Annotated in this window: 30 protein-coding genes; 11 read left to right on the plus strand and 19 right to left on the minus strand. The window is 33.9% G+C overall.

The features are described 5' to 3' along the window. Window positions 1-237 precede the first annotated feature (237 nt). Window positions 238-705: a S24 family peptidase gene (locus tag LS81_RS08605; RefSeq protein WP_052096638.1), complete on the minus strand. Its 468-nt coding sequence runs from the start codon at window positions 703-705 to the stop codon at window positions 238-240. A gap of 99 nt (window positions 706-804) precedes the next feature. On the opposite strand from LS81_RS08605, the gene LS81_RS08610 reads away from it, so the two are divergent. Further along, window positions 805-1,056, plus strand: coding sequence for a helix-turn-helix transcriptional regulator (locus LS81_RS08610; protein ID WP_034347677.1), 252 nt, complete (start codon window positions 805-807; stop codon window positions 1,054-1,056). 429 nt (window positions 1,057-1,485) lie between these two features. Next, on the plus strand, window positions 1,486-2,178 hold the full coding sequence (locus LS81_RS08615) for a BRO family protein (RefSeq protein ID WP_034347678.1): 693 nt from the start codon (window positions 1,486-1,488) through the stop codon (window positions 2,176-2,178). 467 nt (window positions 2,179-2,645) lie between these two features. Here LS81_RS08615 and LS81_RS08620 read toward each other — a convergent pair whose 3' ends face one another. From LS81_RS08620 to LS81_RS08685, 14 genes are all read right to left on the minus strand, one after another. After that, window positions 2,646-3,437: a hypothetical protein gene (locus LS81_RS08620; RefSeq protein WP_034347679.1), complete on the minus strand. Its 792-nt coding sequence runs from the start codon at window positions 3,435-3,437 to the stop codon at window positions 2,646-2,648. A 2-nt stretch (window positions 3,438-3,439) separates the two neighbouring features. Next, complete coding sequence (locus LS81_RS08625) at window positions 3,440-3,703, minus strand: hypothetical protein (protein ID WP_034347680.1); 264 nt, start codon at window positions 3,701-3,703, stop codon at window positions 3,440-3,442. Window position 3,704: 1 nt separating this feature from the next. Next, complete coding sequence (locus tag LS81_RS08630) at window positions 3,705-4,577, minus strand: hypothetical protein (RefSeq protein ID WP_034347681.1); 873 nt, start codon at window positions 4,575-4,577, stop codon at window positions 3,705-3,707. Next, window positions 4,574-7,675 carry a hypothetical protein gene (locus LS81_RS12065; protein ID WP_233715864.1) on the minus strand — a complete coding sequence of 1,034 codons (3,102 nt, stop codon included), beginning with the start codon at window positions 7,673-7,675 and terminating at the stop codon, window positions 4,574-4,576. The genes LS81_RS08630 and LS81_RS12065 overlap by 4 nt, the downstream gene beginning before the upstream one ends. Window positions 7,676-7,928: 253 nt before the next feature. Next, the gene (locus tag LS81_RS08640) at window positions 7,929-8,108 is read right to left on the minus strand and encodes a hypothetical protein (RefSeq protein ID WP_138069895.1); all 180 of its coding nucleotides are present in this window, start codon (window positions 8,106-8,108) and stop codon (window positions 7,929-7,931) included. Between the two features lie 71 nt (window positions 8,109-8,179). After that, the gene (locus tag LS81_RS08645) at window positions 8,180-8,485 is read right to left on the minus strand and encodes a hypothetical protein (RefSeq protein WP_034347683.1); all 306 of its coding nucleotides are present in this window, start codon (window positions 8,483-8,485) and stop codon (window positions 8,180-8,182) included. A gap of 66 nt (window positions 8,486-8,551) precedes the next feature. After that, entirely contained in the window at window positions 8,552-9,916 is a 1,365-nt protein-coding gene (locus LS81_RS08650) for a hypothetical protein (RefSeq protein WP_034347684.1), read from the minus strand. A 9-nt stretch (window positions 9,917-9,925) separates the two neighbouring features. Beyond that, window positions 9,926-10,363, minus strand: coding sequence for a D-Ala-D-Ala carboxypeptidase family metallohydrolase (locus tag LS81_RS08655; RefSeq protein WP_034347685.1), 438 nt, complete (start codon window positions 10,361-10,363; stop codon window positions 9,926-9,928). 219 nt (window positions 10,364-10,582) lie between these two features. Further along, window positions 10,583-10,885, minus strand: a complete 303-nt coding sequence (locus tag LS81_RS08660; protein ID WP_034347687.1) for a phage holin family protein — start codon at window positions 10,883-10,885, stop codon at window positions 10,583-10,585. Beyond that, window positions 10,878-11,099 (minus strand): hypothetical protein, encoded by a 222-nt coding sequence (locus LS81_RS08665; protein WP_138069896.1) that lies wholly within the window; start codon window positions 11,097-11,099, stop codon window positions 10,878-10,880. The genes LS81_RS08660 and LS81_RS08665 overlap by 8 nt, the downstream gene beginning before the upstream one ends. Then, entirely contained in the window at window positions 11,065-11,385 is a 321-nt protein-coding gene (locus LS81_RS08670; RefSeq protein ID WP_034347689.1) for a hypothetical protein, read from the minus strand. The genes LS81_RS08665 and LS81_RS08670 overlap by 35 nt, the downstream gene beginning before the upstream one ends. Beyond that, window positions 11,382-11,738 (minus strand): hypothetical protein, encoded by a 357-nt coding sequence (locus tag LS81_RS08675; protein WP_034347690.1) that lies wholly within the window; start codon window positions 11,736-11,738, stop codon window positions 11,382-11,384. Before LS81_RS08675 ends, LS81_RS08670 begins: the two co-directional genes overlap by 4 nt. Then, on the minus strand, window positions 11,735-12,082 hold the full coding sequence (locus LS81_RS08680; protein ID WP_052096639.1) for a hypothetical protein: 348 nt from the start codon (window positions 12,080-12,082) through the stop codon (window positions 11,735-11,737). The genes LS81_RS08675 and LS81_RS08680 overlap by 4 nt, the downstream gene beginning before the upstream one ends. A gap of 35 nt (window positions 12,083-12,117) precedes the next feature. Further along, entirely contained in the window at window positions 12,118-12,360 is a 243-nt protein-coding gene (locus LS81_RS08685) for a hypothetical protein (protein WP_034347691.1), read from the minus strand. A gap of 34 nt (window positions 12,361-12,394) precedes the next feature. Between LS81_RS08685 and LS81_RS11335 the strand changes: the two genes are divergently transcribed. Next, a complete protein-coding gene (locus LS81_RS11335) occupies window positions 12,395-12,565 on the plus strand; it encodes a hypothetical protein (protein ID WP_161976757.1) in 171 nt (56 codons plus the stop codon). Here LS81_RS11335 and LS81_RS08690 read toward each other — a convergent pair. Further along, window positions 12,549-13,424, minus strand: a complete 876-nt coding sequence (locus tag LS81_RS08690; RefSeq protein ID WP_034347692.1) for a Mu-like prophage major head subunit gpT family protein — start codon at window positions 13,422-13,424, stop codon at window positions 12,549-12,551. The two genes, LS81_RS11335 and LS81_RS08690, sit on opposite strands and share 17 nt — an antisense overlap. Before the next feature lie 236 nt (window positions 13,425-13,660). Next, a complete protein-coding gene (locus LS81_RS08695) occupies window positions 13,661-14,455 on the minus strand; it encodes a phage protease (RefSeq protein WP_052096640.1) in 795 nt (264 codons plus the stop codon). A gap of 212 nt (window positions 14,456-14,667) precedes the next feature. On the opposite strand from LS81_RS08695, the gene LS81_RS08700 reads away from it, so the two are divergent. The 8 genes from LS81_RS08700 (at window position 14,668) to LS81_RS08735 (ending at window position 22,928) form a co-directional block, all read left to right on the plus strand. Further along, the gene (locus LS81_RS08700; RefSeq protein WP_034347693.1) at window positions 14,668-15,144 is read left to right on the plus strand and encodes a DUF1804 family protein; all 477 of its coding nucleotides are present in this window, start codon (window positions 14,668-14,670) and stop codon (window positions 15,142-15,144) included. Next, window positions 15,141-16,664: an RCC1 domain-containing protein gene (locus LS81_RS08705; protein WP_034347694.1), complete on the plus strand. Its 1,524-nt coding sequence runs from the start codon at window positions 15,141-15,143 to the stop codon at window positions 16,662-16,664. Before LS81_RS08700 ends, LS81_RS08705 begins: the two co-directional genes overlap by 4 nt. Before the next feature lie 12 nt (window positions 16,665-16,676). Continuing rightward, window positions 16,677-17,219, plus strand: coding sequence for a hypothetical protein (locus tag LS81_RS08710; RefSeq protein WP_052096641.1), 543 nt, complete (start codon window positions 16,677-16,679; stop codon window positions 17,217-17,219). A 67-nt stretch (window positions 17,220-17,286) separates the two neighbouring features. Further along, window positions 17,287-17,703, plus strand: a complete 417-nt coding sequence (locus tag LS81_RS08715; protein WP_034347695.1) for a DUF1353 domain-containing protein — start codon at window positions 17,287-17,289, stop codon at window positions 17,701-17,703. 64 nt (window positions 17,704-17,767) lie between these two features. After that, entirely contained in the window at window positions 17,768-19,423 is a 1,656-nt protein-coding gene (terL, locus tag LS81_RS08720) for a phage terminase large subunit (RefSeq protein WP_034347696.1), read from the plus strand. Between the two features lie 184 nt (window positions 19,424-19,607). Continuing rightward, window positions 19,608-21,134: a phage portal protein family protein gene (locus LS81_RS08725; RefSeq protein WP_233715865.1), complete on the plus strand. Its 1,527-nt coding sequence runs from the start codon at window positions 19,608-19,610 to the stop codon at window positions 21,132-21,134. Further along, window positions 21,127-22,353 carry a phage head morphogenesis protein gene (locus tag LS81_RS08730; RefSeq protein WP_034347697.1) on the plus strand — a complete coding sequence of 409 codons (1,227 nt, stop codon included), beginning with the start codon at window positions 21,127-21,129 and terminating at the stop codon, window positions 22,351-22,353. Before LS81_RS08725 ends, LS81_RS08730 begins: the two co-directional genes overlap by 8 nt. 104 nt (window positions 22,354-22,457) lie before the next feature. After that, window positions 22,458-22,928, plus strand: a complete 471-nt coding sequence (locus LS81_RS08735) for a phage virion morphogenesis protein (protein ID WP_034347699.1) — start codon at window positions 22,458-22,460, stop codon at window positions 22,926-22,928. On the opposite strand, the gene LS81_RS08740 is transcribed toward LS81_RS08735, so the two are convergent. Then, on the minus strand, window positions 22,907-23,191 hold the full coding sequence (locus LS81_RS08740) for a hypothetical protein (RefSeq protein WP_034347700.1): 285 nt from the start codon (window positions 23,189-23,191) through the stop codon (window positions 22,907-22,909). The genes LS81_RS08735 and LS81_RS08740 overlap by 22 nt on opposite strands. Before the next feature lies 1 nt (window position 23,192). Beyond that, window positions 23,193-23,765, minus strand: coding sequence for a dCTP deaminase (dcd, locus tag LS81_RS08745; RefSeq protein WP_034347701.1), 573 nt, complete (start codon window positions 23,763-23,765; stop codon window positions 23,193-23,195). Window positions 23,766-23,822: the final 57 nt, after the last annotated feature.

Below are 23,822 nucleotides of genomic sequence, written 5' to 3' on the forward strand. Positions count from 1 at the left end.
TGTATAACCGCATTTAAAATCAAAGTCATTTTACATTTAAAATCAAAGTGTGCTTGAATCCTGCATTTTTTGACTTTGATTTTAAATGTAAATTTTGTCTTATTATTTCATAAACACAAACATCTTTAATTTAACTCTCAAACGCTATAACAGAAGTTGTTTGTCTGTCTTTCATTATGTGTGTTGATACTAGCCCATACTGACACTAAGCTATAATTAATATCTATCCCATGCACCCTATAAGGCATTTATCACACCTTTAACCCTACCTATCACATTGACTTCTTCTAATGGATATTGTATTGGCAGATAAATATCATTCATGCTTGAAAGTATTATGTGAGTAGGCGTGTGATAGCATTGCTTTACGAACACACCATCTTTTGTATTTATCGCATATATTTTGCCATTTTTAATATCCTTGTATCTCACATCTATAAAGCATAAGCTCCCATGATGTATTGCTCCCTCCATACTATCACCACAAACCCTTACAACCTCACATTCATAAAACCCCATTTCTTTTAACATGGTTGTATCAAATATAATATCCTTGCATTCTACCTCTGTATTCTCACACCCAGCCCCTGCCGATACATTTGCTGTATATAGCTTTAAAATCTTATATTTCAAAGAATGTTTGGCTACTTCTATAGGATCACTACCATAGAAAAATTGATTAATTGAAATATTTTTATTATGCAAGAAATCTAAAACATGTTGGTAGGGGATTATATTTTATAAAGCTTATGTTAGAATATTTTCATGTAAATAGGCTATAATTACCACTACGAAAGGATAAAAATGCAAGAAAAAACAGATAAAAAAAATGAGAATTTGATTAAAAAGACTTGTAAGGAATTGGGATTAACTTATAAAGAATTGGGGGAGAAGATTGGGTATAGTGAGAGTGCGATAAAAAGTGCAATCGCAAAGAATGAGATTAGCGAACCAATGAAAAAATCTCTACAAATGCAAATAGAAATACAACAATTAAGGGATAAACTGCAAGAGTTTGAAAGTTTTAAAACTTTTATAAAGAACATGATAAATTAAATACTTATTTATTGCAATAAAATACACTACATATACTTTTTCTGCAAAAAATATTCACAAAACATACCATTATACTTGACAAAAGAACATATTTTATATATAATTATATTATCAAAAGGTTGTAAAACATACTTTTTGAATCTTACGAAAGGAGATACACAAATGAAGTGGTTAGATTTAATTATCAAGTTAGCCAGACTTGTAGCCATTATTATTTGGATTATTAAAATGCTTAATAATTCTTAAGATAATGGTAGGGTGGGTGGGAGGCATAAAAGCCCACTTCCACAATAACCAACATTTGTGTATGCCTAATTTTATCATAAAGGGGCTAAAAATGCTAGAAAATTTGTTATTTGGTGTGATTATTGTATGGCTATGTGCTTTAACATACAAGGTTTTTAGTATGGATAAGAAAAAGGATTAGTCATGCAGCTACAAATATTTCAACATAAAGACTTAGGAAATGTAAGAGTTATAGGCAATAATGAGAATCCCCTCTTTTGCCTCGCTGATGTATGTAAGATTTTGGAAATACAAGATACTTATAAAGTAAAAGAGGCTATTTTAAGGGAATTTGAGCTATCCACGCTAGAAGTGGGTAGCTTTGATACAGGCTATGGGATTAAAGACTTTAACATGATTACCGAGCCACAACTCTATTTTGTGCTTATGCGAAGTGATAAACCAAAAGCTAAACCCTTTCGACAATGGGTGGTAAATGAAGTCCTCCCTAGCATTAGAAAGAATGGCTACTATATCAATCAAAACAAAAAGACAAGAGCTAAGCAAGAACAAATCTTACATAATCTCATTACAGAATTACAAGATTCTAATACACAGAAAGATTGCATTAAACAAGAAAATGAAAGCTTAAAAGATGAAGTGATAGCTCTGCAAAGAAAGCTTTTAGCCTTGTATGACAATAAGGATAAAAAAGAGGTAAAAATCCTGCCAGAGCATTATGGCAAAAGATTAAGTGAGGAAGAGAAAATACAAATCCTCTCTTTAAGGGAAGAAGGGAAAAGCATGAGAGAGATACAAGAGATTATGCAAAGAAGCGAGCATGCTTTATATTGTGTGTTAAGAGAAGCTAAAAGGGGTGTATTAGAATATAGATAAAAACGCATATAGATGTCCTTGATACGCTTAATAATATCCATGATGATATAAAAGCACTTGCACATATTGCTATGTTTATGGGATTTAGCTCAAAAGAGTTTCAAGTGAGAGAACAAGAGCTATGGTTCCTCTGCAATGCATTAGAAAAACTAGCCAGGCAAACACGCTCTTGTGAATGCTATTTACAAAAACAAAGGGAAATTCATAGTAATAGCTAAAAGTTAGAATCTACGTAAAGAGAAGCGTTTAAAAAAGCTTAGAATCTAAAAAAGATGTTTGAGAGATTAGAGTAATGTATAAAAACCACTCTTATTCATACAATCTCCTTATAAAACATAAAAATTCATACTCCTTTTTACAAAAGAGCTAAAATATTTTTGTTTTTAAGGATTACGCTAAACTTAAAAGCCCTATTTAAACATCCTTTAAAGCATATTTTCACATTGTTTAAATAGGTTTTATTCTTACTATTCCCCTACAAAATATCCTTCTAATAGATGAATACGCTTTACTTCATTTGTTTTTTTACCAGTAAGACTTGTAGCCACACTTGAATGAGAGAGATGGGAAGAAAAATTTCTGTAATTATCGCTTCCACCTTTAATTCTATCGCCCGTGTTTGATAGATTAGTTATATTATAATTATGTGTATGTTCCAACAGCTGTTGTTCTCCAAAGCTACCAACAAGCCCTTTTTCACTCACACCTTTTGTATAGAGATTTCCTTGCGGTAATCTAAAATGTGTGAATCCTACTCCCTTTTGCACTGATTTAGCTGTATTTTTACAATAAAACCATACAAGTGGATACTCACTTATCTTTAAAATTGAATGAGGCTTTACATATCCTTGTGGCAAACTCTCTCTAAAGAATAGCTTATATTCTAGCAATCTTTGTCTCTTTAGCCTTTCTTTCTCTAAGTTAGCCTTAATATCTTTTAGCATGATTAAGATAAATTGAGCGATATTCTGCCATTTATCTGATTTGATAGCCGCTATTGCTTCTAGTCTTTTTTGCTTCTCTTTTGCAGTTTCTATAATCTTATTTTTCCCTTCTTGCACTGCTTTTTCTAACTTTGCTTTTATCTCTTCTTCTAACTCTGTCTCTACATAATCCCCAAAGTTTGCAATATCTTTACCAAAGGCATTTAACTCATCTGCAAACTTTGGCAAAGATTCTAGAAACTCATCTGCTCTTACATCAAAGTTTATACTATCTTGTGTTGTAGGTGGTTTTGGTAGTGGTGTTATTTTTGTCATATTTACTCCTTTTGTTGTTTGATTTTAAGAGATTTCATTTTGATTATACATTCACTTGCAAATCTTAGAAATCTGGTTTTGTCTGTCATTGCACCCATTCCGCAAGGAAGTCGTGGTAGCCCATACGCAAAAAGGCTAGATTCTATGCGGAAGTATCTTTGATTGATTTTAAGTGTTGTTGAGTAAAAGTCAAGGGAGTGTATTATATATACATGACCGCAGACTTTTACGATAACTCGCTTAAAAGCAACAAAGAGACGACGCATACTAAATTAATCCCTCTATTTCAATACTCACAATACTTCTCCCCACTTTCTCTAACAATATCTCATGATTTTTCAAAAATCCAAAGTTAATTAAGTTTTCAAAATAATCCGAGATAATAAATACTACAGCCTCTCCCCTTAAATCACCTAAGAGATAACTCACTCTATCCATATCCTTATCCTCCACTAAGACTTCAAATGTGTTTGTCCTTTTAAAGTTTCCTTTAGTAAGTTGTGTATAGCCAAATGAATCTGTCTCAACTTTTGAGAAGTCAAGTAATGAGATAGCATTCTTAGCATATAAACTCATAGCAATATTAATAAGCTTCCCACAGATAATAGAGCTAATAGAGACTATATTTGAACCATAAGCCTTAACCCTAAAACTAACATTCCTTGTAAAAGTTGTTCTCTCATAAAAGATATTATGCGTTTTTAGACTATCTTTTTCACCAAAGAAGTATTCACTCCAACATGTAATCTCATTCCCACTCAGTCTATACTCTCTTTTTTCTATAACTTCACCACTCCTATTATCTAAGACTTCTATAAGTAAGTATCTAGCCTTAATCCCTGCTATATAGATTCCAGCAGAATCTTTACATGAAAAGGTTACTTCAATGCTTTCTTCATTCACACTTGAAGTATTGAGATAATAATCAAACATAGCCCAATAATTACTTGTACCTATCCACTCCCAATAAGCTAGATTATCTAACTCATTCTTGCTTGTATCTTCTTTTGCTCTGTATTTAGACTTAGAATCTCTTACAATATCACCCTTTGTATAGGATTTATTTATATCAAATAATGGTGTATCATCTTTTAGATTAGATTCTAGAATAATGATTTCATTTCTTTTTAATACTTTCATTTTGCCATCTCCAAACTCTCTTGGTTTGTTCTTAATATTTGTTTTAGAGTAGAGAGCATTTGCACGCTTAGTTTTTCTTGTGTGTCATCTTTATTGTTTTGTAAGTCTTCTAGCTTTTTTGTCTTTGCTAAAAAGGGATCTATCATATTGAGTTTAGTCTTTTTCTCTCCCTTTAGTGCTTCCTCATATTTCTTAGTAGCTTCACCACTTGAGATCAAAGCCTCTCCTAAAGCATTAATATTTGCAATAGTTTCTGGATCAAAGCTTCTTTTTAGCATATCTTCTCTAAACTGCATATAATTATCTATGGTTACATTTTCAGCCCCTAAGCCTTCTGTAATCCTTTCTACTTGCTGCTTTGCTAATTCTGCTTGAAACTTTAATGCCTCACTCTCTTGTCCTTTAAAGTTATAAAGCCAAGTTTGATAATTGTTTCCTGTGTTGATATAGGTATTTAGAGATTCCAAAAGGGCTTCATTGACACTTTTATTTACACCTTTAGCATAATCCTCCCATACTTTATAGACTGCACTTAAATCTGGGTTTTCTATTGTTTTTGGTATGCCTAAGAAGTTAGCAATAAGCTCTTTTGCACCTGCATCTGCAATGGCTGCATATGAGCTATATCTTCCTGCATCTACACCTATTGTTTGCATTGTGCCGCCTATATCTTTTAAGGCATACTCATAGGTTCTTAATGTATTCTTTATTGCCCTTAATGCTTTCTCATTTGCACTATAATGCTCTGTATAGTGATTTTCTTTTTTGATTAGGCCCCACATATATTTCTTTGTATTTGTAAAGTCTGCATACTCCCTTGCATTAATAGAATCTTTAGTAGCCCTACTTGTAAGTTCTACTCCACTTCCAGTCTGCTTTGTATTGTTTGAATAAAAAGTCCCACCTAATGCCCCTACAAGTCCGCCTATTGCACCACCTACAACAGCACCTAGTGGTCCTGCAAAAGCCGCTCCAGCTGTTGCACCAATACCACTACCCACCTTTGTTGCAATATCTGCTATCTTCTTATTGCCTTCATCTCCAAGAAGACTAGTTGCTATTCCTCCCACAGAATTACCTATGCTAAATCCAGCGATAGCTGCACCAGCACTCTCCATAAGAGAGCCTAATGCTCCCCCTTCACCAAAGAGTTTGCCTAATGCCCCATCCTCCCCCATAAGCTTTTCAAATACACTGCCAAAGGCATCTTGCATACCTTTCATTACCTTGCTATTAGTAAAAGCATCACTTAAAGCTGTGCTAAAACCTTGTGTGATTGAATTTTGTGCTTCACTCATAATGTTAGAAAACGCATCAGCTATACTACTTTTACCGCTTAAGAGTTCATTAAACCCAGAGCTAAGTGAGTAGTTAAGACTTGTTGTAATCTGTTCTACATAGAGATTATATTCTTGTATCTCTTTCATTCTTTTTTCATGGAGTTTGTTTTCTGCTTCATATAGGGCATTAACTTGAGCGAGTTCTAATTCTCCACTCTTTAGCTTTTCATTGACTTCAAAGTTTAGATTTGTAATCGTTCTTTCATAGCGTAGTTTTTCTAATGCGATTTCTTTTTTCTTACCATCTTGCATAAGAGAGATATTTCTCTCCCTTATTCTATACTCATAATCCCAGAATGCTTTTAGTCTTTCAGTCTCGCTTAAGCCTTTTTTTTGTGCTGTAGTTTGCTTTGTTTGTGTAGCATTTCTTTTCTTAGCTACAAGTTTTGTAGTATTTGTTTCAACATCTTTATTCACCTTTTCTTGCTCATCATTCCATAGAGCAAGTATCTCTTTATAGCTATCTACAAGCACATCTCCCATATGAGAGACATTGCCTTTCATTTTCTCCCATATTGCATCATTTTCTGCCATTCTTTTATGAAAGCTTGCAAGGGCAACTTTGTCTTTTCCAAATGAAAAGGCATATTTTATTGCATCACCTGCTGCCATTGCATTATTTATCATGCCTTTAATCGTATTTATAACAAGCTTTACACCTTCAACTATGACATTAATAACAGCTACAATGCCTACCATAGTAGTTTGCATACCTTTTAATAAGATAATAAAGGTATCAAGCTCTTTATTACTCTCTTTAAAGCAGCTTGCAATCCACTTTAAAGCATTACCAAACTCTTCCCATAAAAGCAGGACTAATTCTTTTAAGGCATTAAACACTCTTTGTATATAATCTATCCATGCAGCAAATACAGCTAGAAATCTCTCTTTATTGCTTGTAATAAATTCAGTCATTGAAGCAATGGAGTTTTTTATCTTTTCAAAATACTCACTCATAGCACTTCGTTTTAAATCATCAAATGCAGAGTTAAGCTTACCTACTGCTACAGAATAACTCATGCTTTGTGCTTTTACACTCTCTTGCAAGGGAGAGAGTTTTTCTAGCATTAATTCATATAACTTGCCCTCATTTTTTGCTTGCGTCATAGCCTCTGTGCTTAAGCCTAGAGACTTTATAAAGCGACCAAAGTCAGTTGCAGTATCTGCTACACCACTGCCTAGATTATCAAGTGTTACTTTTAAAGACTCTACATCTACGCCAGATACATTTGCTGCTACTGCTATTTTCTCCATGACTTCTTTTGCTTGTTCTAGACTCATAGTAGCACCAGCAGTTGAGTAAAAGCCTTTAAACATATCGCTCATATCATTCATGCTATAACCAAGTTCAATGCCAACATTTTTGAGATCATTAATAGTCTCTTTAGCTAGACTAAGAGATTTTGCATGTTTTTCTTGCACGGATAAAACATTCCCCATAGAATCTACATTTTCATGATTGATTGAGATTAAAGAAGCAATAGAGTTTGAGAGATTTTCATATTCAGCATTGAGTCTTATGGAATCTTTTATAGGCTCTACCAATACATCTTTTAGCATACCTAAGGCTTGTGCTGCAAGTCCTAAAGCCCCTAAACCAATAGTTAGCTTACCTATTGCAGACCCAAAACCAATTGAACCTTTTGTGCCACTATCTAGATTCTTTTTTGTTGTATTTAGGGCAGAATTTGCTTTATTAATGCCTTGTTCGCCTGTAACATTGAAGACTATGTCAAGTGAGACATTGGAATTATTCAAAATACTTCTCCCCTTATAGTAATGCGTTGTCTTGCGAGACACTTTTAAGGGTTATTAAGTCCTACCTTGCACAAGACAAAACACAGATTCTAAGATTTGCATTATGGCAATCTTTGCTTTTTTAAATTTTTGGCTAGGAGTTATCTCATGCGATAATGACTAGCTATTTTTATGGCTAATCTTGTAAATGTATAATCAAAGCTGAATTTCCCCTAGCTTAAAAGTCGCAAAAAGAAAAACGCAACATAAAAAACTAAGTAAGCCTAGCTGATAGCATTTCCTTATAAAGTTCTAGTATAAGAATACTATCTAGCCCCTCTCTCTTACAATAATCCTTAACAATAAGATAATTCACACATTCAATCACGCTAAAAGCCCCAACTTGAAACTCTAAGCTAAGATTAAAGCCTAATGCAATAATTATTTCTTCCATATCCTCTAATACAATGGGCAAAGGCACGCTAGATTTATCTCTAGCGAGAAAGGCTTGTTCCTTTGCCCATCTTATGAGTTTTTTCTTTTAGCCTCTCTTTTTTTCTTAAAGCTTTCTGCCATTGTGGTATAAAAGGCATCAAGTGAGCCATTCTCTATTAAGTCATTTACAAAGTCTCCTACTCTCTCGCCTCTTAGATTCTCTTTTAATTGCTTAATTGTTGCTTCTAGGTTCTCACTGATACCACTCTCTTTTGTGAGTTCTTGCAATTGCCTTGCATTTGTTTCTAATAGGCTTAGAGTTATTTTTTCACCTGTGCTTAACTCTGCTTGGAATCTAATCTCTGCCCTTTTTACTTTATATACAAAATCACTCATATTCTCTCCTTATTAAAGTTTTACATTAAGCTAAATTTCTAGACTCTCTTTATCTAGATTCTGTTATCAAGTATTATTAACTGCTACTTGCACTTCTTTAATCGCCTCTTTCATGCCCTCTTTAGTAGCCTTTAATACTATCTTACCAGTCCCAACTTTTGCACCGCTTACTTGAAGGTTTGAATCTTGCTTTAAGATAGTAATGCAGTCTGCCTCGCTTAGCTCTTGTAACTCATAGGTAAAATCAGTAGCATTTGTATTGACTTGTAAGTTTTCAGTTTCTCCTAAAGTAATAGCTAAACTCTCTGGTGTAGTGCTTAATTCTGTCATAGGCTTTTCAGTGATAGCACAATCAATCTCTAGTGAGTTTTCTCTCATATATTCACCTTTTGCACTTACTCTAACTTTTGCACTGCCTTGTGCTTTTGCTTCAATACTTATGCCCCTTTCACTTTGAGAAAGCTTTATCTTTTCAGCCCCCAGTGTTACTTCAGCCTTAAAGCTTGTAGCATTTGTGCTAATATCTATACTTTCACTTGCACCCTCAATTAAGCTTACGCTTTTATTTGAAGCATTAAGTTCTGTTATAGACATTTCTTGCACTACTACTTCAATGCTTAACTCGCTCTCTTTCATATCCTTACCTTTTGCTTTTATCTTTATTATGCCACTGCCTACTTTCTTAGAAGTTACTTCTAAATTTGTATCCATCTTTTTTAGAGTGATAAAATCTTGCGTTTCACTCTCTATTTCATAGCTATAATCACTTGCATTTGTGTTAATGGTAATATTCTCTTTTTTACTAAGAAGTAGTGAGAGATTTTTTACTGATGCGCTTAATTCTGTAGGTAAAAACCTTTTTACTTCTTGCTCTATAAAATGCGTGTAATAGCCTTCATTTGTTTTATTCGCACTGCCCTCAAAGCTCATATTTGCAAAATCTTCACTCATTAAAGGTAAATCACCACCCATTTTAATATTTGCTTCATGGATTATTGCAATCACTCTTTTACCAGCAACAGGGATTCCAACGAAGATAAGTTTTGCTTTTAATAATGGATTAGTTCCAGCACTAATCTTTACATATTTATACTCACCATCTGAAACCTCACCACTAGGTAAAATCTCATTTTCTTGAAACACAACTTCTTCAATGCGAGAACCAAGCGCATTGGCAAGATTTGCTGGTGAGAAACTATTGCAAGTGATTTTCATGGTATAATTTTCCTCAGTTACCACTTCTGCAATCTTTTGTTTTAATCCTCCACTACGAGTAAAAGCAGTAGCACTTTGCGTATCTCTTGTGAGAGTAACCTCTGTTGCACCCATGTCATATTTTTCTTCACTCAAACTCCCATCTTGCAAATATGGCTGAATATACATAATGCCACCTGCAAGATAGAGATTGTCTTTTTGTGTGTTATTTACCATGTTTACTCCTTAAGCTAAGTTAAATTCCTTTTTAATCTGTGCAAAGTATGCTTCACCTGCTTTATTATAAGACCACCTTGCCTTATAACCCCTTGTATCTAAATGCACGAATCCTCTAAACTCATCATGAGGATTTATGCCTATTGCAATCCCAAAGGGCTTGTCATTATATGTTTTTAATACATGTTCGAATACTTGTTTAGTAGGCACACCTTTGATTATGAAATCTACTGCATCACCTACTAGATGTCTTGATTTACTTGCACCATTGTTTCTTTTGTTGTTTTCAGGACATCTATAAGGACTTTTAATTATCAAAGGCTTACCAAAGTGCTCTCTAATTTCTACTAACACATCTACAAGCTCATCAGGTGGCATACCTTGAGGCAATTTGCCACAACATTTACATCTAAATTCTTTTTCTTGAAAATATGGGTTTTCTTTCATGTTTTTCCTTTATTCAATAAGTTTGCTAAGTAGGAAGCAAAAGACCAACCCGCTAAGCTTTTTGCATTTAAGATTTTTGATGAATTTTTGTTGTTTTTAAGTCAAAGATACAGAGAGCCTACTTTGTTGTAAGTGACCAAGCCTTGAGTAAAAAATCAACAAAAATCAGTGCTTCAGTGAAGCATGTGCTCACGCTTGCACAAGAGACAAACGTAGGACCTAAAGTTTTTTTTGTATAAACCGCTCTACTATCATAACTAATCTATCTGTGCCAAGATAGGCTAATGCCCCACCTAAAGCCACGCTTAATTGATAGGGTAGACCAACATATACAAAGACTTCAAATCCAAGCCATGTAATAAACATAGAGATTAACACACCATGTATCACATATCTAAACAACTGCCCCTTTGTCTTAATCTCTGTTTGCTCATAGCCTTTTATGAGAAATAAAATGCCTATGATTAAACCAATGACTAAAACAAAAAGATATTCTTTCAAACTCTCAAAAAAATCATTCATACTCACCTCTGCATATCTTAATGTCCTTTTCTAAAAGTTCAATATAGCCAAGCAGCTTTATAATCTGTTCTAACACAGATCCATTTGTATCTGGTCTATGTCTTTTAACAATCTCGCATTTACTAGGGATAAATACTTCTTTATACCTAATCTCAGTTTCTCTAGCGCATGAGATAAAGCTAAGGGGGATTAGCATGAAAAATAGATAACGCATTTTTAATCTCCTTTAATTCTTTTTCACAACTCTTATCTGTAAGCCTTATTGTGTTGTATTTCACAATAACTTCTCTCTCTTGCTTTAATGCTTCCTTGTTATGTTTATCTAGCCTTTCTTTATCTAGGGCTTCTTTTTGTATTGCTTCATTTTGATTTAATATTGCACTCTCACATATCACCTTACTAGAACCTGTAAGAATTGCATGTTTAATATAAGCCCTTATGCCAAAGATAAGTGAGAATATCACGCTCAAACCAAAGATAATGATTGTTACCCACTTCATATTCTAAGCCTTACACTAAAACTAATTGCATAGATATAAAGCCCTTCATTATGAGTAATAAGTCTTGCATCATCTACAAGGATTAATGAAGCAAGATAACCCAAAAAGGCATTAGTCTTATTATCTTGCAAGATATTTATAAACTCATCACATAGAATAAGCACACCTTCTGTATTCTTATCAAGTGTATAACCAGCTATATATAATTTAAACTCAAATAGACTTTCTTTAGAGTTCATCTTGCTAAAACGATTAAAACTTAGATATTGTCCTACTTGAGTTATCTTATCACTGCTTAGTAATATGGTATTTGGTAATAACCTTTGCACTTCTTGTATAGTTTCTAATATCATATACTACTCTCCCTTATGCCAGAGTTATAGAATCTAGATGAGAACAAATCCCCTTTTATATCAAATGAATTTGCTTTTCTTATCACTTCAAGTGCATTTTTAAACAACAACTCATCTTCACCATTTAAATCTATCTTTAAATAGAGTTTTAAACGCACATAAGCAAAGTCAATGCGTATGTAATTTGGCACATCTTTTCCCTTACATGCTTCATTTGAATCTTGAAGAGCTAACATTAAAGTATCATCATCAATCTCACTAGGATTACTTAAGCTTTTTAATGCCCTCTGCTTTAAGACTTTAAAGTTTGGGGATTGTAAGGGGGTGTGAGTTAAGTCAATCATTTTTTACCTTTACTAAGTTATGCTAACAAAAAGCCTTAAGCCTTTGCCTTAGTTTCCATTTTCTCATCTCTCTCTTTATTCTCTTTAGATTCTATCTTTTCGCCCTTATCCTTAGAGCACATCTCTTTAACCTTATTTTCTAAAAGCACAAGTCTTGTTTCAATGCTTGGAATCTGCTCTAAAAGTATCTTGTTGTAATTTTCTTTATTGTTATCTTTTAGCCTTGCATTTTCTAAGCCTTGTCGCAACTTATTAGCATTTTGAGTGTTGCTTGTCATTGTATTTCCTTTTTAGATTTATTGTAAAGATTTCATGCTTTTTATACATAAGGTTAGATTCCGTGCGGAAGTATCTTTGATTGATTTTAAGTGTTGTGAAGTCAAAAGTCAAGGGGGTGTATTATACATGTCAAGACCGCAGACTTTTACGATAACTCACTTAAAAGCAACAAAGAGACAACGCACAGCTATGCTTTTGATTTAGCAGCCAATTGCCACAACCCATACCCCGCATTATCCTCACTCCTTGTTCCATATAAAAATGCATCTTTCATAAACACATTTTCATCGCTTGGATTATCTAGGGCTACAAACTCTACTTTTTTATTTATCTGTAAAATAAGAGGTTTTAATGTTTTACTGACATCAAGTAAATACCAAGCCCCCTCATCACTCAAGCGATCACATACAAGATAATCGCATATTTTATAGGTGATATTTGAATCTCCACCACCTACAAATTGCGCGTTTAATATCTCTAGTGCTTTAGCTTCTAGTTCAGGTGGCACAATTAAGAGATTTGGCACAATACGCAAAGGTTTGCCAAACTCATTAGTAATAGCCCTCATCTCTTTTCTCACAGCAAGTAGATTTTCTCTTGTGAGCTCCAAGCTATGTGAGTTTGAGAAAGTCTCACTGCCTACTGGATGATCTGTCGCAAAAAAAGTTTTACCATCATAGCAAGTCTCATTTTTTTCAAGCAAAGAGAATACAAGATCATCATAATGTGCGCCTATAGCTTCAGCCATACCTTGCACTCTAGGTTTTACAATGCCTAGATTATCATACTCAATTACATCTCTTTCTACTTGTATAGTGCTTTCCCACTTTTTACGCTGAATTGTGTATTTATTCGCACTTAAGTCTTTAAGCTCTCTATCGCCTACCCATTCACGCATATTAGGTAAATCACCCACCCAGCCATAATCCACACTCATAGTGTTTGCTTTTATCTCTGTTGCAATCTTTTTGTAATCGCACACATTGTTTTGTAATGCATCATTAAATACTTTTGATAAGCCTTTGCTTACTTGTTGCATGTAAGCGGTGTCTAGTTTTGCCATTGTTTTCTCCTTATAAGTTTTTATCTTGATTTATTCTGCAAGTCTATAAATCTGTCTTTTTACACATAAAAAATAAACACTTCTATGCGGAAATATCTTTGATTGATTTTAAGGGTTTTCAAAGCAAAAGCGAAGGGAGTTACCTATGTCGGTAATGACCAAGCTTTGAGTGAAGAATCCCTTAAAATCAGCGATCGTGCGAAGCATGTGCTCACACTTGCACAAGAGACAACACATTATAATCCTAGTTGTGCTTTCACATGAGAATCTATTCCATCCCCATCCCCTTGAGGCTTAAAGTCTACACTCTTGTTTTTTAAGACATGTTTTGCTTCTTCCCTGCATACTTCAAGATATGAATCTAGAGCACTCCCATTTAAAGCTAATGCACTCTCCCTTCTAGCAGGCAACATCTCACCACAACTGATTGCATTCTCTATCTTTTCTTTTAAAGAATTTGAAAGAATTTCATCTTTTTCCTTTTGCAAGGTCTCTAACTTCTTTTTTAATGCCTCATTCTCACTTAAAGCTGCACTCAACTCTTCTTTTAACTTTTCTAAGTCAGCCATATTTTTACTCCCTTCTGTATTATTCCCTTGCATATTAGCCCTTTCTTTGTTTAGTGCTGAAAAAAGCACATTAGGACGATTTACGAGTCCAATACTTGCAATCCTCTCTACTACATACGCATTATTTTTCATACCCTTGCAGCTATAAGCTGGGCTTAAATATCTAAAAACACGATCTTTTATAAGCCCCTCACCAATACTATTAAGATTTAAGGTCGCATAGAGCCCATCTTCTCTTATCTCCAAAGAGTTGAGAGAAAACCAACCCATAGCTTCATTGTCTTCATGGTTTTTATCAAGCATCAAATCTGTGCCAATCTTTTTTGTATTAGTAAGCACAGATTCTGCATTTAAATAATACTTCCTACCATCAACACCGCTAAACTCACCAATGGGCGAAATTTTTATCTTTGTGTTATTGTTTTCTGCATTGCATTCTAAAAATACTGCATTTGTTGTCATGCTTTTATGCCTTTTACAAAAATTTGAGTAGCAATTATGATTGAAGATAAGAGATTAGAATCCTAAGGATTTTAGGAAAATTGCCCTACAAATAGAGTTAGAATGCTGCCTAATTTAATGTTTAAAGTTTTTAAGCTTTATGTTATGCATGTAAGCAATAAACACGCTAAGAAGCTTAAAGATATAAAAAGATAAGATTGTAAGGGGAAAAAGTGAGAGACAAGATTAAAGAAGCGTATGTGAGAGGCATGTGTATTGATGATATATGCACTACGCTTAATATTTCTCGTGGAAACTTTTATTACCATAAAAAAGAGGATTTAAAAAGGGGGATAAACTGGGATATCCTTGCTTTAAATAAAGAAAGGGATATAGAATCTATAAGAGAGAAAGAAGCAAGATTTCTAAAAACCCTCATTCTTTCTTTTGAAAAGTTTATAGAAAAGAGTGAGGAGTTAGAGCCAGAGACAATAGAAAAACTGCATAAATATGCAGAAACATATTGGAAACTCAAAGCCCCGCAAAAAAATGATGTATTTGCAAGTAGAAAGCAGAGTGAAGATATAGCAAGAAAAACGATTGAGGGTATTGCAAAACTAGCCTTGCAAGAACAAAATGAAGCAGTCGTGCAATTCTTAAGCCAAAATGCAGAATTAATCATTCAAACTATATTTAAGGAGCATAAATGAGTGATACTCTAAAAGATAATGAACAAAGCCTCATTGCTGCAATGGAGTTACTGCAAGAAATAAAAGAGGAAGTGCTAGAACTCTCAAATAACAACAATGGCTTAAAAGAAGATGTGCAAATTCTGCATGCTTTTAGCGAGGAGTGCAAAAGAGATATTAAAGAGAGTGTGTTAGCACTTGGCTTAAAACCTACCAAAAGCCTAAGATTATTAAAAAATATCCACTTATACAGAAGTCTTGCTTTTCAGGAAATCTTTTTAGACTCTAATGGTGAGATTACACAATATGGTGGTGTATTTATGAATGGACATGCAAGCTCTTTGCAATCAAATGGGAGTGGGCGTAATACAAATACTCCTCATTTTAGCCGTGTTGCACTGCCACAAGATATTGAATTTATAGAAGTTTTTGGCGGACATACCACATTTTATGCACTTCCTAAAGAGGGCAATTTTATCTATGTATGGGGCAGTAATGCAAGTGGCTGTGCAGGAGTTGGACACACAAATGCAATACCTCTTCCTATAAAAGTAGACTTTCCTGCAAGAATAAAGAGTATTGTATGTGGAAGCTCAATCTCAAATACTTATCAATCAGCTCTTGCTCTTTGTGAAGATGGCAAAGTCTATGTTACAGGCAGGAACGCCACAGGGCAGCTTGGCACAAATAATACACTCGATATTAATACATGGACACAGAACCCCTATCTCTCAAACATAGAATCTATTTTTCTAGCAAGCACAGGTAATGAAGGCATAACACTCTGTATCGATAAAGATGGAGTGCTTTATACCTTTGGACATAATATTCAAGGTGCTTGTGGGAATGGGAGTAATGCCAATGTGCTTATGCCCTATAAACTCGAGCTTAATCAGAAAGTAAAACTTGCTAAAGCTTCTATAAATAATGTCAGTCACATTTCTAGCACAAGCCTTATTCTACTAGAAGATGGCTCAATTTTTGGTGCAGGATATAATCAAGAAAGGCAGCTTTCCAGTGAGAGTGCAACAGATTCTAATGTATTTATCAAGCTTGATATTTTAAATGGGGATAATAAAGATTTTATTGATATTTTCCCAGCAAGTAAGAGTGGGACATGCTTTGCATTAAAAGGTGATGGGAGACTTTTTGGTTTTGGATATGGTGGCTTTGGATTTGGTTCAGATAATACACAGAACTCACAAATAGCACATGTCGTGGCTGAAGATATAGAATTTGTTGTAACACATGATAGAACAAATACACGCCTTTTTGCAAAAAAGAAAGATGTAAATAGCCTTGTTGCATGTGGATTTAATACCGACAATAGTTTAGGTGTAGGCGATAATATCAATACAAAGACACTAAAACCTGTTATCCTGCCTACAAAGCTTAAAGATTTCATGCTTTTTAGTTTTAATACTGAAGCAAACCTTGTAGCACTCTGTGAAGATGATGCTACCACAAGTTTATATGCTTGTGGCACTTTGCTTGATTCTAATTTGCTTTATAACACACCAGTTTTGCAGAAACAATACTAAAAAGGAGAGATTATGGCAATCTATGGAATTAATATGAGTGACACATTAAGCGTAGCAGGTAATTTTAGCGTTATTGATACGCATAATGATATATCATATGTAGAAGGTGAGAATTTAAATACACCATTTTTTGAAGCAGAATTGCCACAAGAAATAATAGAGAAACGAAACAACATATTAATAGAGGCAAGAAAGAAAAAAGAAGCTGAATTCAATCTCTATTGCGATAACTTGCTTACAAGTTTTAGCTCTAGTGCGCTAGGTGATACCTATTATTATGATTCAGGGCTAGAGGACCAATTGAATTTAATCGCATTAGTTGTTGCTGGGATTGATGGGTATTTTCGTTGTTATAGAAAAGATGAGCCAAAACAAAATATCCCACATACAAAAGAGCAACTAAAACAAGTCTTTCAGGATGGATTAGCTTATAAGGCAAAGACTATTGCAATATGTGGGGCGTTAAAAGCCTATTTGCTGACACTAAGTGATGTTGCAGAAATTGAGAGCGTGAGCTGGGAAGATTATGAGAAGCTGCAAGGTAACTCTCTTTAAAAATTACATAATCTTTGGTAAGTGAGCACCACAAATAAATCTTAAAAATTTTTAAAAAAGGAGAATAATGAATAGTTTCACAAAGCCTCTACTTGTCAAAGTGCTAGATGATGGCAGTGAATATGAAGTGTTAGAGGATTTTATGTATTATAGAAGTGAAAAAAATACACTTACAATCAGAGTGCAAAAAGGCTTTATTACAGATTTTGCCAGTGTGCCAAGAGTGTTTTGGAGTATATTCCCACCTTTTGGGAGATACACAAAAGCAGCAGTTTTGCATGATAGATTATGCGAGGCTTTTTTGCAAAAAGAATCTTGGGGCATCCTTTATAACAACAATAGTAAGGAGCTTGTAAAAAGAAATGAAGCTGATAAGATATTCCTAGAAGCAATGGAGGCTATTGGTGTAAAGAGAAGCACACGCAATATTTTGTATTTTTTTGTTAGAGCATATGCAATTTTTAAATATGGTTACAACGCTTAAAGAAATATGCGTTTAAAAGTATTTAAATAGTGTTTAAATTCGTTTAAATATTAAAGGGTGGTATATGGATAGCCTTAAAGATTTAAAAAGCTTTTTACAGGCTTTACCAAAACTAAATGACAAAGATAGAGAAAGTCGTGTAAAAAGAGCTAAACAAGATTTTTATTCTTTTATTACTACATATTTAGGGCATCATATTGGTTTAGAATATGGCATGACAAAAAAGGAGAGCTCAAAGTTTAGGGCATGGGTCTATACAGAATTGCCAAAAATTATTGCAAATAAAGTTACTCCAACCAATAAAATGGTGGTAAAAGCCTATCGTGGTGCGGCAAAGACAACTTTAATCTCAAGACTATTTTGTCTTTGGCAAATTTTAAGAGGAGATAAAAGATATGCCATTATTATTAGCTCTACGCTCGATCTTGCAAAAGAAGGCATCGACTTGCTTAAAATAGAGTTAGAGGACAATATTAATCTTGTGCAAGATTTTATGATAAAAAAGGGCAGCTTGTGGAATAATGAAGAGCTTGTCTTTTCAGTAGAACAAGAGAGAGAAAGCCAAGTAAATACTCATGAAAGCGATAATACAGAAGTACTGCAAGATAAAAGTAAAAGCGCCCTAAAGATAGCAACGGGGAAAGTCTCACAATTATGTAAAATTAAGTCTTTTGGAGCAGGTAAAAAAATTCGTGGGACAAATTTCTTAAGTATGCGTCCAGATTTAATCATTTGTGATGATATTGAAAATGATGAGAACATAGAATCTAAAAGCCAAAGAGATAAACTCTATAAATGGTTTAATAAAGCCATACTCAAACTCCCAAGCCGTCTTAATCCTTATTATCACATTATGCTTGTGGGCACAACACTGCATTATGACTCACTCCTGCAGCGCATAGCTCTTCGTAAAGATTTTAAAACATTCTCTTTTCCACTACTCCCACAAATGCCAAGCAACCTAGACTTGCTTACAAAAGAAAGTCTTGCTACCTTTAAACCAAGAGGCTATATTCTTGATGATACAAGCTTACATATAAAAGAGATATTAAGCGATTATTTAGAAGATAAAGCAAGTTTTTACTCTGAATTTCAAAACGAACCGCTAGATAAAGACAATGCCCCCTTAAGTAATTACACCACATACACAAACCTACCTCCACATATAGACTCATGCTTTATAGGTATAGACCCTAGTCTTGGTAAGAAAAGGGGAGACTATTTTGCCCTATCCACTCTTTTTTATAATAAAAAAGAAAGTAAGATTTATGCTAGCAGCAAAGGCTACAAGATTGCCCCAGATAAAATGATAGATAAAATACTCACACTTTTTACAAAGACAAGAAAGCTAACAGAACATATAACAATAGCCTGTGAAGAAGTAGCCTTTCAAGAATTCTTTAAAAATGAGTTAAAAAAGAAGTTTTTAACTCATGGAATCTATACACCAATCATTGGTATCAAATCTAATACAAATAAAGAAATACGCCTAGATTCCCTAGCCCCACTTTTGAGTGATGGGGATTTACTCATTTATGAAAATGATAATCTCTTAAAAGAAGAGCTAGATACTTATCCAAAAGGAGCGCATGATGACTTGATTGATAGCATAGACATAGCAAGAAGGGCTATGATTGCTAGTTCTTGCATAAATTATAAGGAAGCACTGAAGGCTACAAGAGATTATAAAGATAAGTTTAACTCCCTAAAAGAGTTATAGTCTTAAAATATTCAGCTTTGGTGTTTCATTTCAAAGATTATGGCTAAAAATACTAGTCATTACGCAATTAGGTAACTCCTAGCTATTTTTAGCCATAAAGCTTTAAAAGCAAATACTCAAATCTTAGAATATGAGCTTTGTTTTGCAAGGATAGCCAACTTTGAAAACAACATAAAGGATAACCATGAATTTTCTAAAAAAACTCTTCAAAAAATCAAAAACAACCCTAAACCCAATGTATATGAATGACATTCCAAGTCAAATCAATTATAAAAAAGTAAAACTCGCATTGCAAAATGAAAGCCTAAGTGAAGTTATAAGTGTGTTTGAGTTTTTTAAACGCTTTGATACACAGATTTCAAGCGAGCTAAATAAGAGAAAAATGCAAGTAACAAGACTGCCCTTGCTTATAGAGAGTGAAAACAAAGAACAAGATATATTCCTAAAAGACTTTATAAAGACTAGAGACTTTAGAAAGCTTTTATTTCTCTTTAGCACATCTATCCCCTATGGATTTAGCTCTTTTATCTTGCAGTGGGAATCCTTTAATTCTAAGATTTATCCAAAGCTAGATTTTATCAGTATGCGATACTTTGAAAGTGATGAAGCTTTTATGCCCTATATAGAACAAGCAGGAAACAGAATCTATTTACATGAAGCAAATGAAGATATTTATACCATCTATCACCCAAGTGATGCAGGAAATTTACTCGAAGGAAGTCTAATGAATAAGATTATAAGCCTAGCAAGTCTAAAGCATATTGCCTTGCAAAGATACATGAGCTATTTAGATAGCTTTTCTGTCCCACCACTCATTATAAAGAGTGAGGCTACAAGCACAGAGGAGACAAGTAAATTAATCCTTCAATCAGCCCTAAATCTAAGAAGCAATGGTGTTGGGCTTTTTGCAAAAGATGATGTGCTAGAAGTCTTAAATGGAAATGTAGATAAAGGCACATTCCTAGACTTTGTAAGATATTGTGATGAATGTATCTCTAAAGTGATCACTTCTCAAGTATTAGCAGGCAATAGCACTCAATTTGGCACACAAGCACTAGGCAGTGTACATGAGGGCATAACAAGAAATGTCTTAGAGTTTGATGCAGGACTTTTAGCTGAAAATATCACCCCACTCTTAACTAAAATGCTAGAGTATAACTTTGCACATGTTGCACCTTTTTACTTTGAGATAGATACCAATACAGAAAAAGATGAGAAACTCCAAGCAGAAGTCTATAATCTTTTATCAAATATGGGGATTCAAATCCCTTTAAAACATCTTGAAAATACCTTTAAAATAGAGGGCTTGGAGTATAAGCAAACACAAAGTTTTATGCAAGAGCCACAAGATTATGGTAATACTTCGCAAACACATGCAATAAAGGATATATTAAATGCCTTAACTAAAAACGCACAGGCACAAACAAATACTATATTTTGCAAAGACACCATGCAAAAAGGCTCTAAAGAGTATAAAAAGCTAATAAAACTCCCACAAACAAAGCTAGATAAAGAGCTTGATAAGATTCCTATAGAGAGTGGTTTTAATGTAGAAGAGTTTATAAAAGATTGTGAAACTTTTGAGGAAGTAAGCAATAAACTATATGAAGCCTTTAGCGGTGAGGAGTTACTCTTGCGTGAGGAAGAGCTCCTAGCATATATGTTACAAGCAAATCTCTATGGTATGCAAAAAGGAAATAAGAATGGATAGTATCAATATAAGCTTAGATTTTAGCACCCCACCTTATGAAGCCATAGCAGCCCTGCAAAGCAAAAAGGTAACCTCACTATTAGGCATTAATAAAGATGTAAAAGCACAATTAAAACAAGACTTCTATAATAAAGCTTTTGTGGTAAGCAAAGTAGCAGACATCGATGTTTTAAGTAAAATTCAACAAAGCTTAGTTAATGCTCTAGCAAAAGGACAAAGCTTTCAATCATGGAAAAAGGAGCTAAAGCCATTTTTAGAAAAAAGTGGTTATGGCGATTTAAACAACTCTAGACTAAAAAAGATTTATGCTACAAATATACAAAGTGCTTATGCACAAGGCAGAAAGAAAGCACAAATGCAAAGAAGCTCACCAAAAGAATATCTTAAAATAGATTCTCTAACAGATACAAAAGTAGATATAGATATAGCCAAGTATGATGATGGAATCTACTTTCGCTATGTAACGATGCAGGATAGTAAAGTGAGAGCATTGCATGCAAAGTTACACAATATAATACTCCCAAGACTTCATCCCTTTTGGGATAGATATTATCCACCTAATGACTTTGGTTGCAGATGCAGAGTAGAAGTTATCTATGCAAATGAGCTTTTAGAAAAAGGATTAAAGCCTACACATAGTCTGCCTTTAGAAGTAGCACAAATAATCCCAAAAGATTTTACACCAAAATCGCCACAAGATGATTTAAGAAACATTATAGAGTCAAAGCTTAAAACATATATCAATAACAACACGGCTACAAACGCTCTGAATAAAATCATGCAAGAAGTAGATATAAGGAATGAGAGGTTTAGGAGGATTAATGAGTTATGGGAAGGTAAAGATTTAAAGAAAACAACGCATATATGCCGCACACCACAACTTCTAAAGGATATATTCAATACAGAGGCAGAATATATAAGTATTGGGGCTAGTGTTATTTCAGCACACAAAACAAGACACCCAGAGATTGATAGCTTTGATTATAGTTTAATTGCTGATATGATAGAGGATATATATGGAATCTACCAAGATGAACAATCAAATGTAAAATATCTTGTAGCTTCAAAGCTTGGCAGATGGTATAGATTAAGTTTAAAAAGTTTAAGTGATAAAAAAGAAATTTGGGTGGAGAGTTTAGTGTCTATCAGAGATAAAGATACATTGCTTAAAAAATTAAAAAATAAAAAAGTCATTTATCAAAAAGATGGTGGGGCATAATGCAGTAAAGGTTTAGGGCTGCACACTACTATTTCAAGTGGGATGCGAAATACGCACCTTGCTTCCTTATGCCCACAGGAACTATACCACAAAAGGAACAAAAAATGGCAAAAATAACATTAAATGATTTAATAAAAGACATCGACTACACAATAAAACAATGTGAGAATCTGCACCCACTACTTGATAGAGTGGCAGACAAGGTATATAATACAAGCATGAAGAGCTTTGATAAAGAGAGTAGCCCATTTGGTGAAAAATGGCAGCCCTTAGCAAAAAGCACACTAAAAACTAAAACAAACAATAAAATCTTAAGAGATACAAGCACACTTCAAAGCTCCATTAACTCGCGCACCAAATTACAAACAAGTAAAACCAGCACACAAGGCAGTGTAAGCATTGGCACAAACCTAGAATATGCTAAAATCCATCAATTTGGTGGTAAAGTAGGTAGAGGTTTAAAAGTAAATATCCCAGAGCGACCTTTTTTACCTGTCAAAGATAATGAGATTCCAAATGATTTAAAAGAAGATATTAAAGAGGCAATATTAAGTCATTTTAAGTTTGGGAGATGATTTGTGTGCTGCTTGAATATGTCTGCAATATCCCCTAAGATACGATATATTAAATCCTTAAGTTGTATCTCTATGCCTTTACTTAGCTGATCTGTGCTGTTTTTTAGATGTTTAACAATAACCTCTCTAGATTCCTTTGACCTGCTTTTTATTTTAGGAAACTCCTCTAGTAATGCATCATAAATATTATTTAAACTAGGGGTCCTATTCCCCATTTCATCTTGCTTTCTTTTTATTTTTTCAACTATTTCTTCAATATTCATATTATCGCAGTTTTGCAAGAATTTCTCCCATTTCCTTATCGTTAAAACAAGGTGGAGTAAGCTGTAATTCATTCTGGTATTTTGTATCCTCAAATTCACGATATGGTTTTGCTTCACCTTTGACCTCTAGAAGCAAAAGTTGTGCAATTCTAATATATGGGGGAAGAGTAATAGTGCATGGAGAAGCATTAAAAATAATTATGGGTAAATGCCCTTTATACCCTGGATTAGCATAAAAAGACGTTGGCAATATAAGCCCTAATCTTGCAAAAGTGCTTCTAGGAAATATTATCCCACACTTGTCATTAGGTACACTCACCTTTTCACATGTTGAGGCATATAAAAAAGTTTGAGGCTTGAGCGGATAGCCTCTTGCAAGATTAATAGTTTCATATATATCTTTAATTTGCTTTTGTGTATCGAGTTCAAAAAAATTAATATCCTTTGCAGCGTTAATGATTTTTGCTTCTTCGCTAAGACTTAAATCTATACTACTACCTCTTATGTTTTCATCATTCAAACATGTAATATTATTTTTTGCAATCTTTTTTAATTCTGAATACCCTAGAACCATAATAACTTAAACTCCAATAATGTAATTTGTTAATTATATACAAAAATCGTATAAAAA

It is taken from the genome of Helicobacter trogontum (assembly GCF_000765905.2).
Lineage (GTDB): Bacteria > Campylobacterota > Campylobacteria > Campylobacterales > Helicobacteraceae > Helicobacter_A > Helicobacter_A trogontum.

Bases quoted from the DNA above. Each gene is read 5' to 3' on its own strand.
- LS81_RS08620 (WP_034347679.1), bottom strand. From the start codon at position 3,437: ATGACAAAAATAACACCACTACCAAAACCACCTACAACACAAGATAGT.
- dcd (WP_034347701.1), bottom strand. From the start codon at position 23,765: ATGGTTCTAGGGTATTCAGAATTAAAAAAGATTGCAAAAAATAATATT.
- LS81_RS08705 (WP_034347694.1), top strand. From the start codon at position 15,141: ATGAGTGATACTCTAAAAGATAATGAACAAAGCCTCATTGCTGCAATG.
- LS81_RS08690 (WP_034347692.1), bottom strand. From the start codon at position 13,424: ATGGCAAAACTAGACACCGCTTACATGCAACAAGTAAGCAAAGGCTTA.
- LS81_RS08675 (WP_034347690.1), bottom strand. From the start codon at position 11,738: ATGATATTAGAAACTATACAAGAAGTGCAAAGGTTATTACCAAATACC.
- LS81_RS08615 (WP_034347678.1), top strand. From the start codon at position 1,486: ATGCAGCTACAAATATTTCAACATAAAGACTTAGGAAATGTAAGAGTT.
- LS81_RS08645 (WP_034347683.1), bottom strand. From the start codon at position 8,485: ATGAGTGATTTTGTATATAAAGTAAAAAGGGCAGAGATTAGATTCCAA.
- LS81_RS08660 (WP_034347687.1), bottom strand. From the start codon at position 10,885: ATGAATGATTTTTTTGAGAGTTTGAAAGAATATCTTTTTGTTTTAGTC.
- LS81_RS08730 (WP_034347697.1), top strand. From the start codon at position 21,127: ATGGATAGTATCAATATAAGCTTAGATTTTAGCACCCCACCTTATGAA.
- LS81_RS08740 (WP_034347700.1), bottom strand. From the start codon at position 23,191: ATGAATATTGAAGAAATAGTTGAAAAAATAAAAAGAAAGCAAGATGAA.
- LS81_RS08630 (WP_034347681.1), bottom strand. From the start codon at position 4,577: ATGAAAGTATTAAAAAGAAATGAAATCATTATTCTAGAATCTAATCTA.
- LS81_RS08680 (WP_052096639.1), bottom strand. From the start codon at position 12,082: ATGATTGACTTAACTCACACCCCCTTACAATCCCCAAACTTTAAAGTC.
- LS81_RS08725 (WP_233715865.1), top strand. From the start codon at position 19,608: ATGAATTTTCTAAAAAAACTCTTCAAAAAATCAAAAACAACCCTAAAC.
- LS81_RS08670 (WP_034347689.1), bottom strand. From the start codon at position 11,385: ATGAAGTGGGTAACAATCATTATCTTTGGTTTGAGCGTGATATTCTCA.
- terL (WP_034347696.1), top strand. From the start codon at position 17,768: ATGGATAGCCTTAAAGATTTAAAAAGCTTTTTACAGGCTTTACCAAAA.
- LS81_RS08715 (WP_034347695.1), top strand. From the start codon at position 17,287: ATGAATAGTTTCACAAAGCCTCTACTTGTCAAAGTGCTAGATGATGGC.
- LS81_RS08610 (WP_034347677.1), top strand. From the start codon at position 805: ATGCAAGAAAAAACAGATAAAAAAAATGAGAATTTGATTAAAAAGACT.
- LS81_RS08695 (WP_052096640.1), bottom strand. From the start codon at position 14,455: ATGACAACAAATGCAGTATTTTTAGAATGCAATGCAGAAAACAATAAC.
- LS81_RS08685 (WP_034347691.1), bottom strand. From the start codon at position 12,360: ATGACAAGCAACACTCAAAATGCTAATAAGTTGCGACAAGGCTTAGAA.
- LS81_RS08665 (WP_138069896.1), bottom strand. From the start codon at position 11,099: ATGCGTTATCTATTTTTCATGCTAATCCCCCTTAGCTTTATCTCATGC.
- LS81_RS08710 (WP_052096641.1), top strand. From the start codon at position 16,677: ATGGCAATCTATGGAATTAATATGAGTGACACATTAAGCGTAGCAGGT.
- LS81_RS08735 (WP_034347699.1), top strand. From the start codon at position 22,458: ATGGCAAAAATAACATTAAATGATTTAATAAAAGACATCGACTACACA.
- LS81_RS08625 (WP_034347680.1), bottom strand. From the start codon at position 3,703: ATGCGTCGTCTCTTTGTTGCTTTTAAGCGAGTTATCGTAAAAGTCTGC.
- LS81_RS08655 (WP_034347685.1), bottom strand. From the start codon at position 10,363: ATGAAAGAAAACCCATATTTTCAAGAAAAAGAATTTAGATGTAAATGT.
- LS81_RS08640 (WP_138069895.1), bottom strand. From the start codon at position 8,108: ATGGAAGAAATAATTATTGCATTAGGCTTTAATCTTAGCTTAGAGTTT.
- LS81_RS08650 (WP_034347684.1), bottom strand. From the start codon at position 9,916: ATGGTAAATAACACACAAAAAGACAATCTCTATCTTGCAGGTGGCATT.
- LS81_RS11335 (WP_161976757.1), top strand. From the start codon at position 12,395: ATGCTTTTTATACATAAGGTTAGATTCCGTGCGGAAGTATCTTTGATT.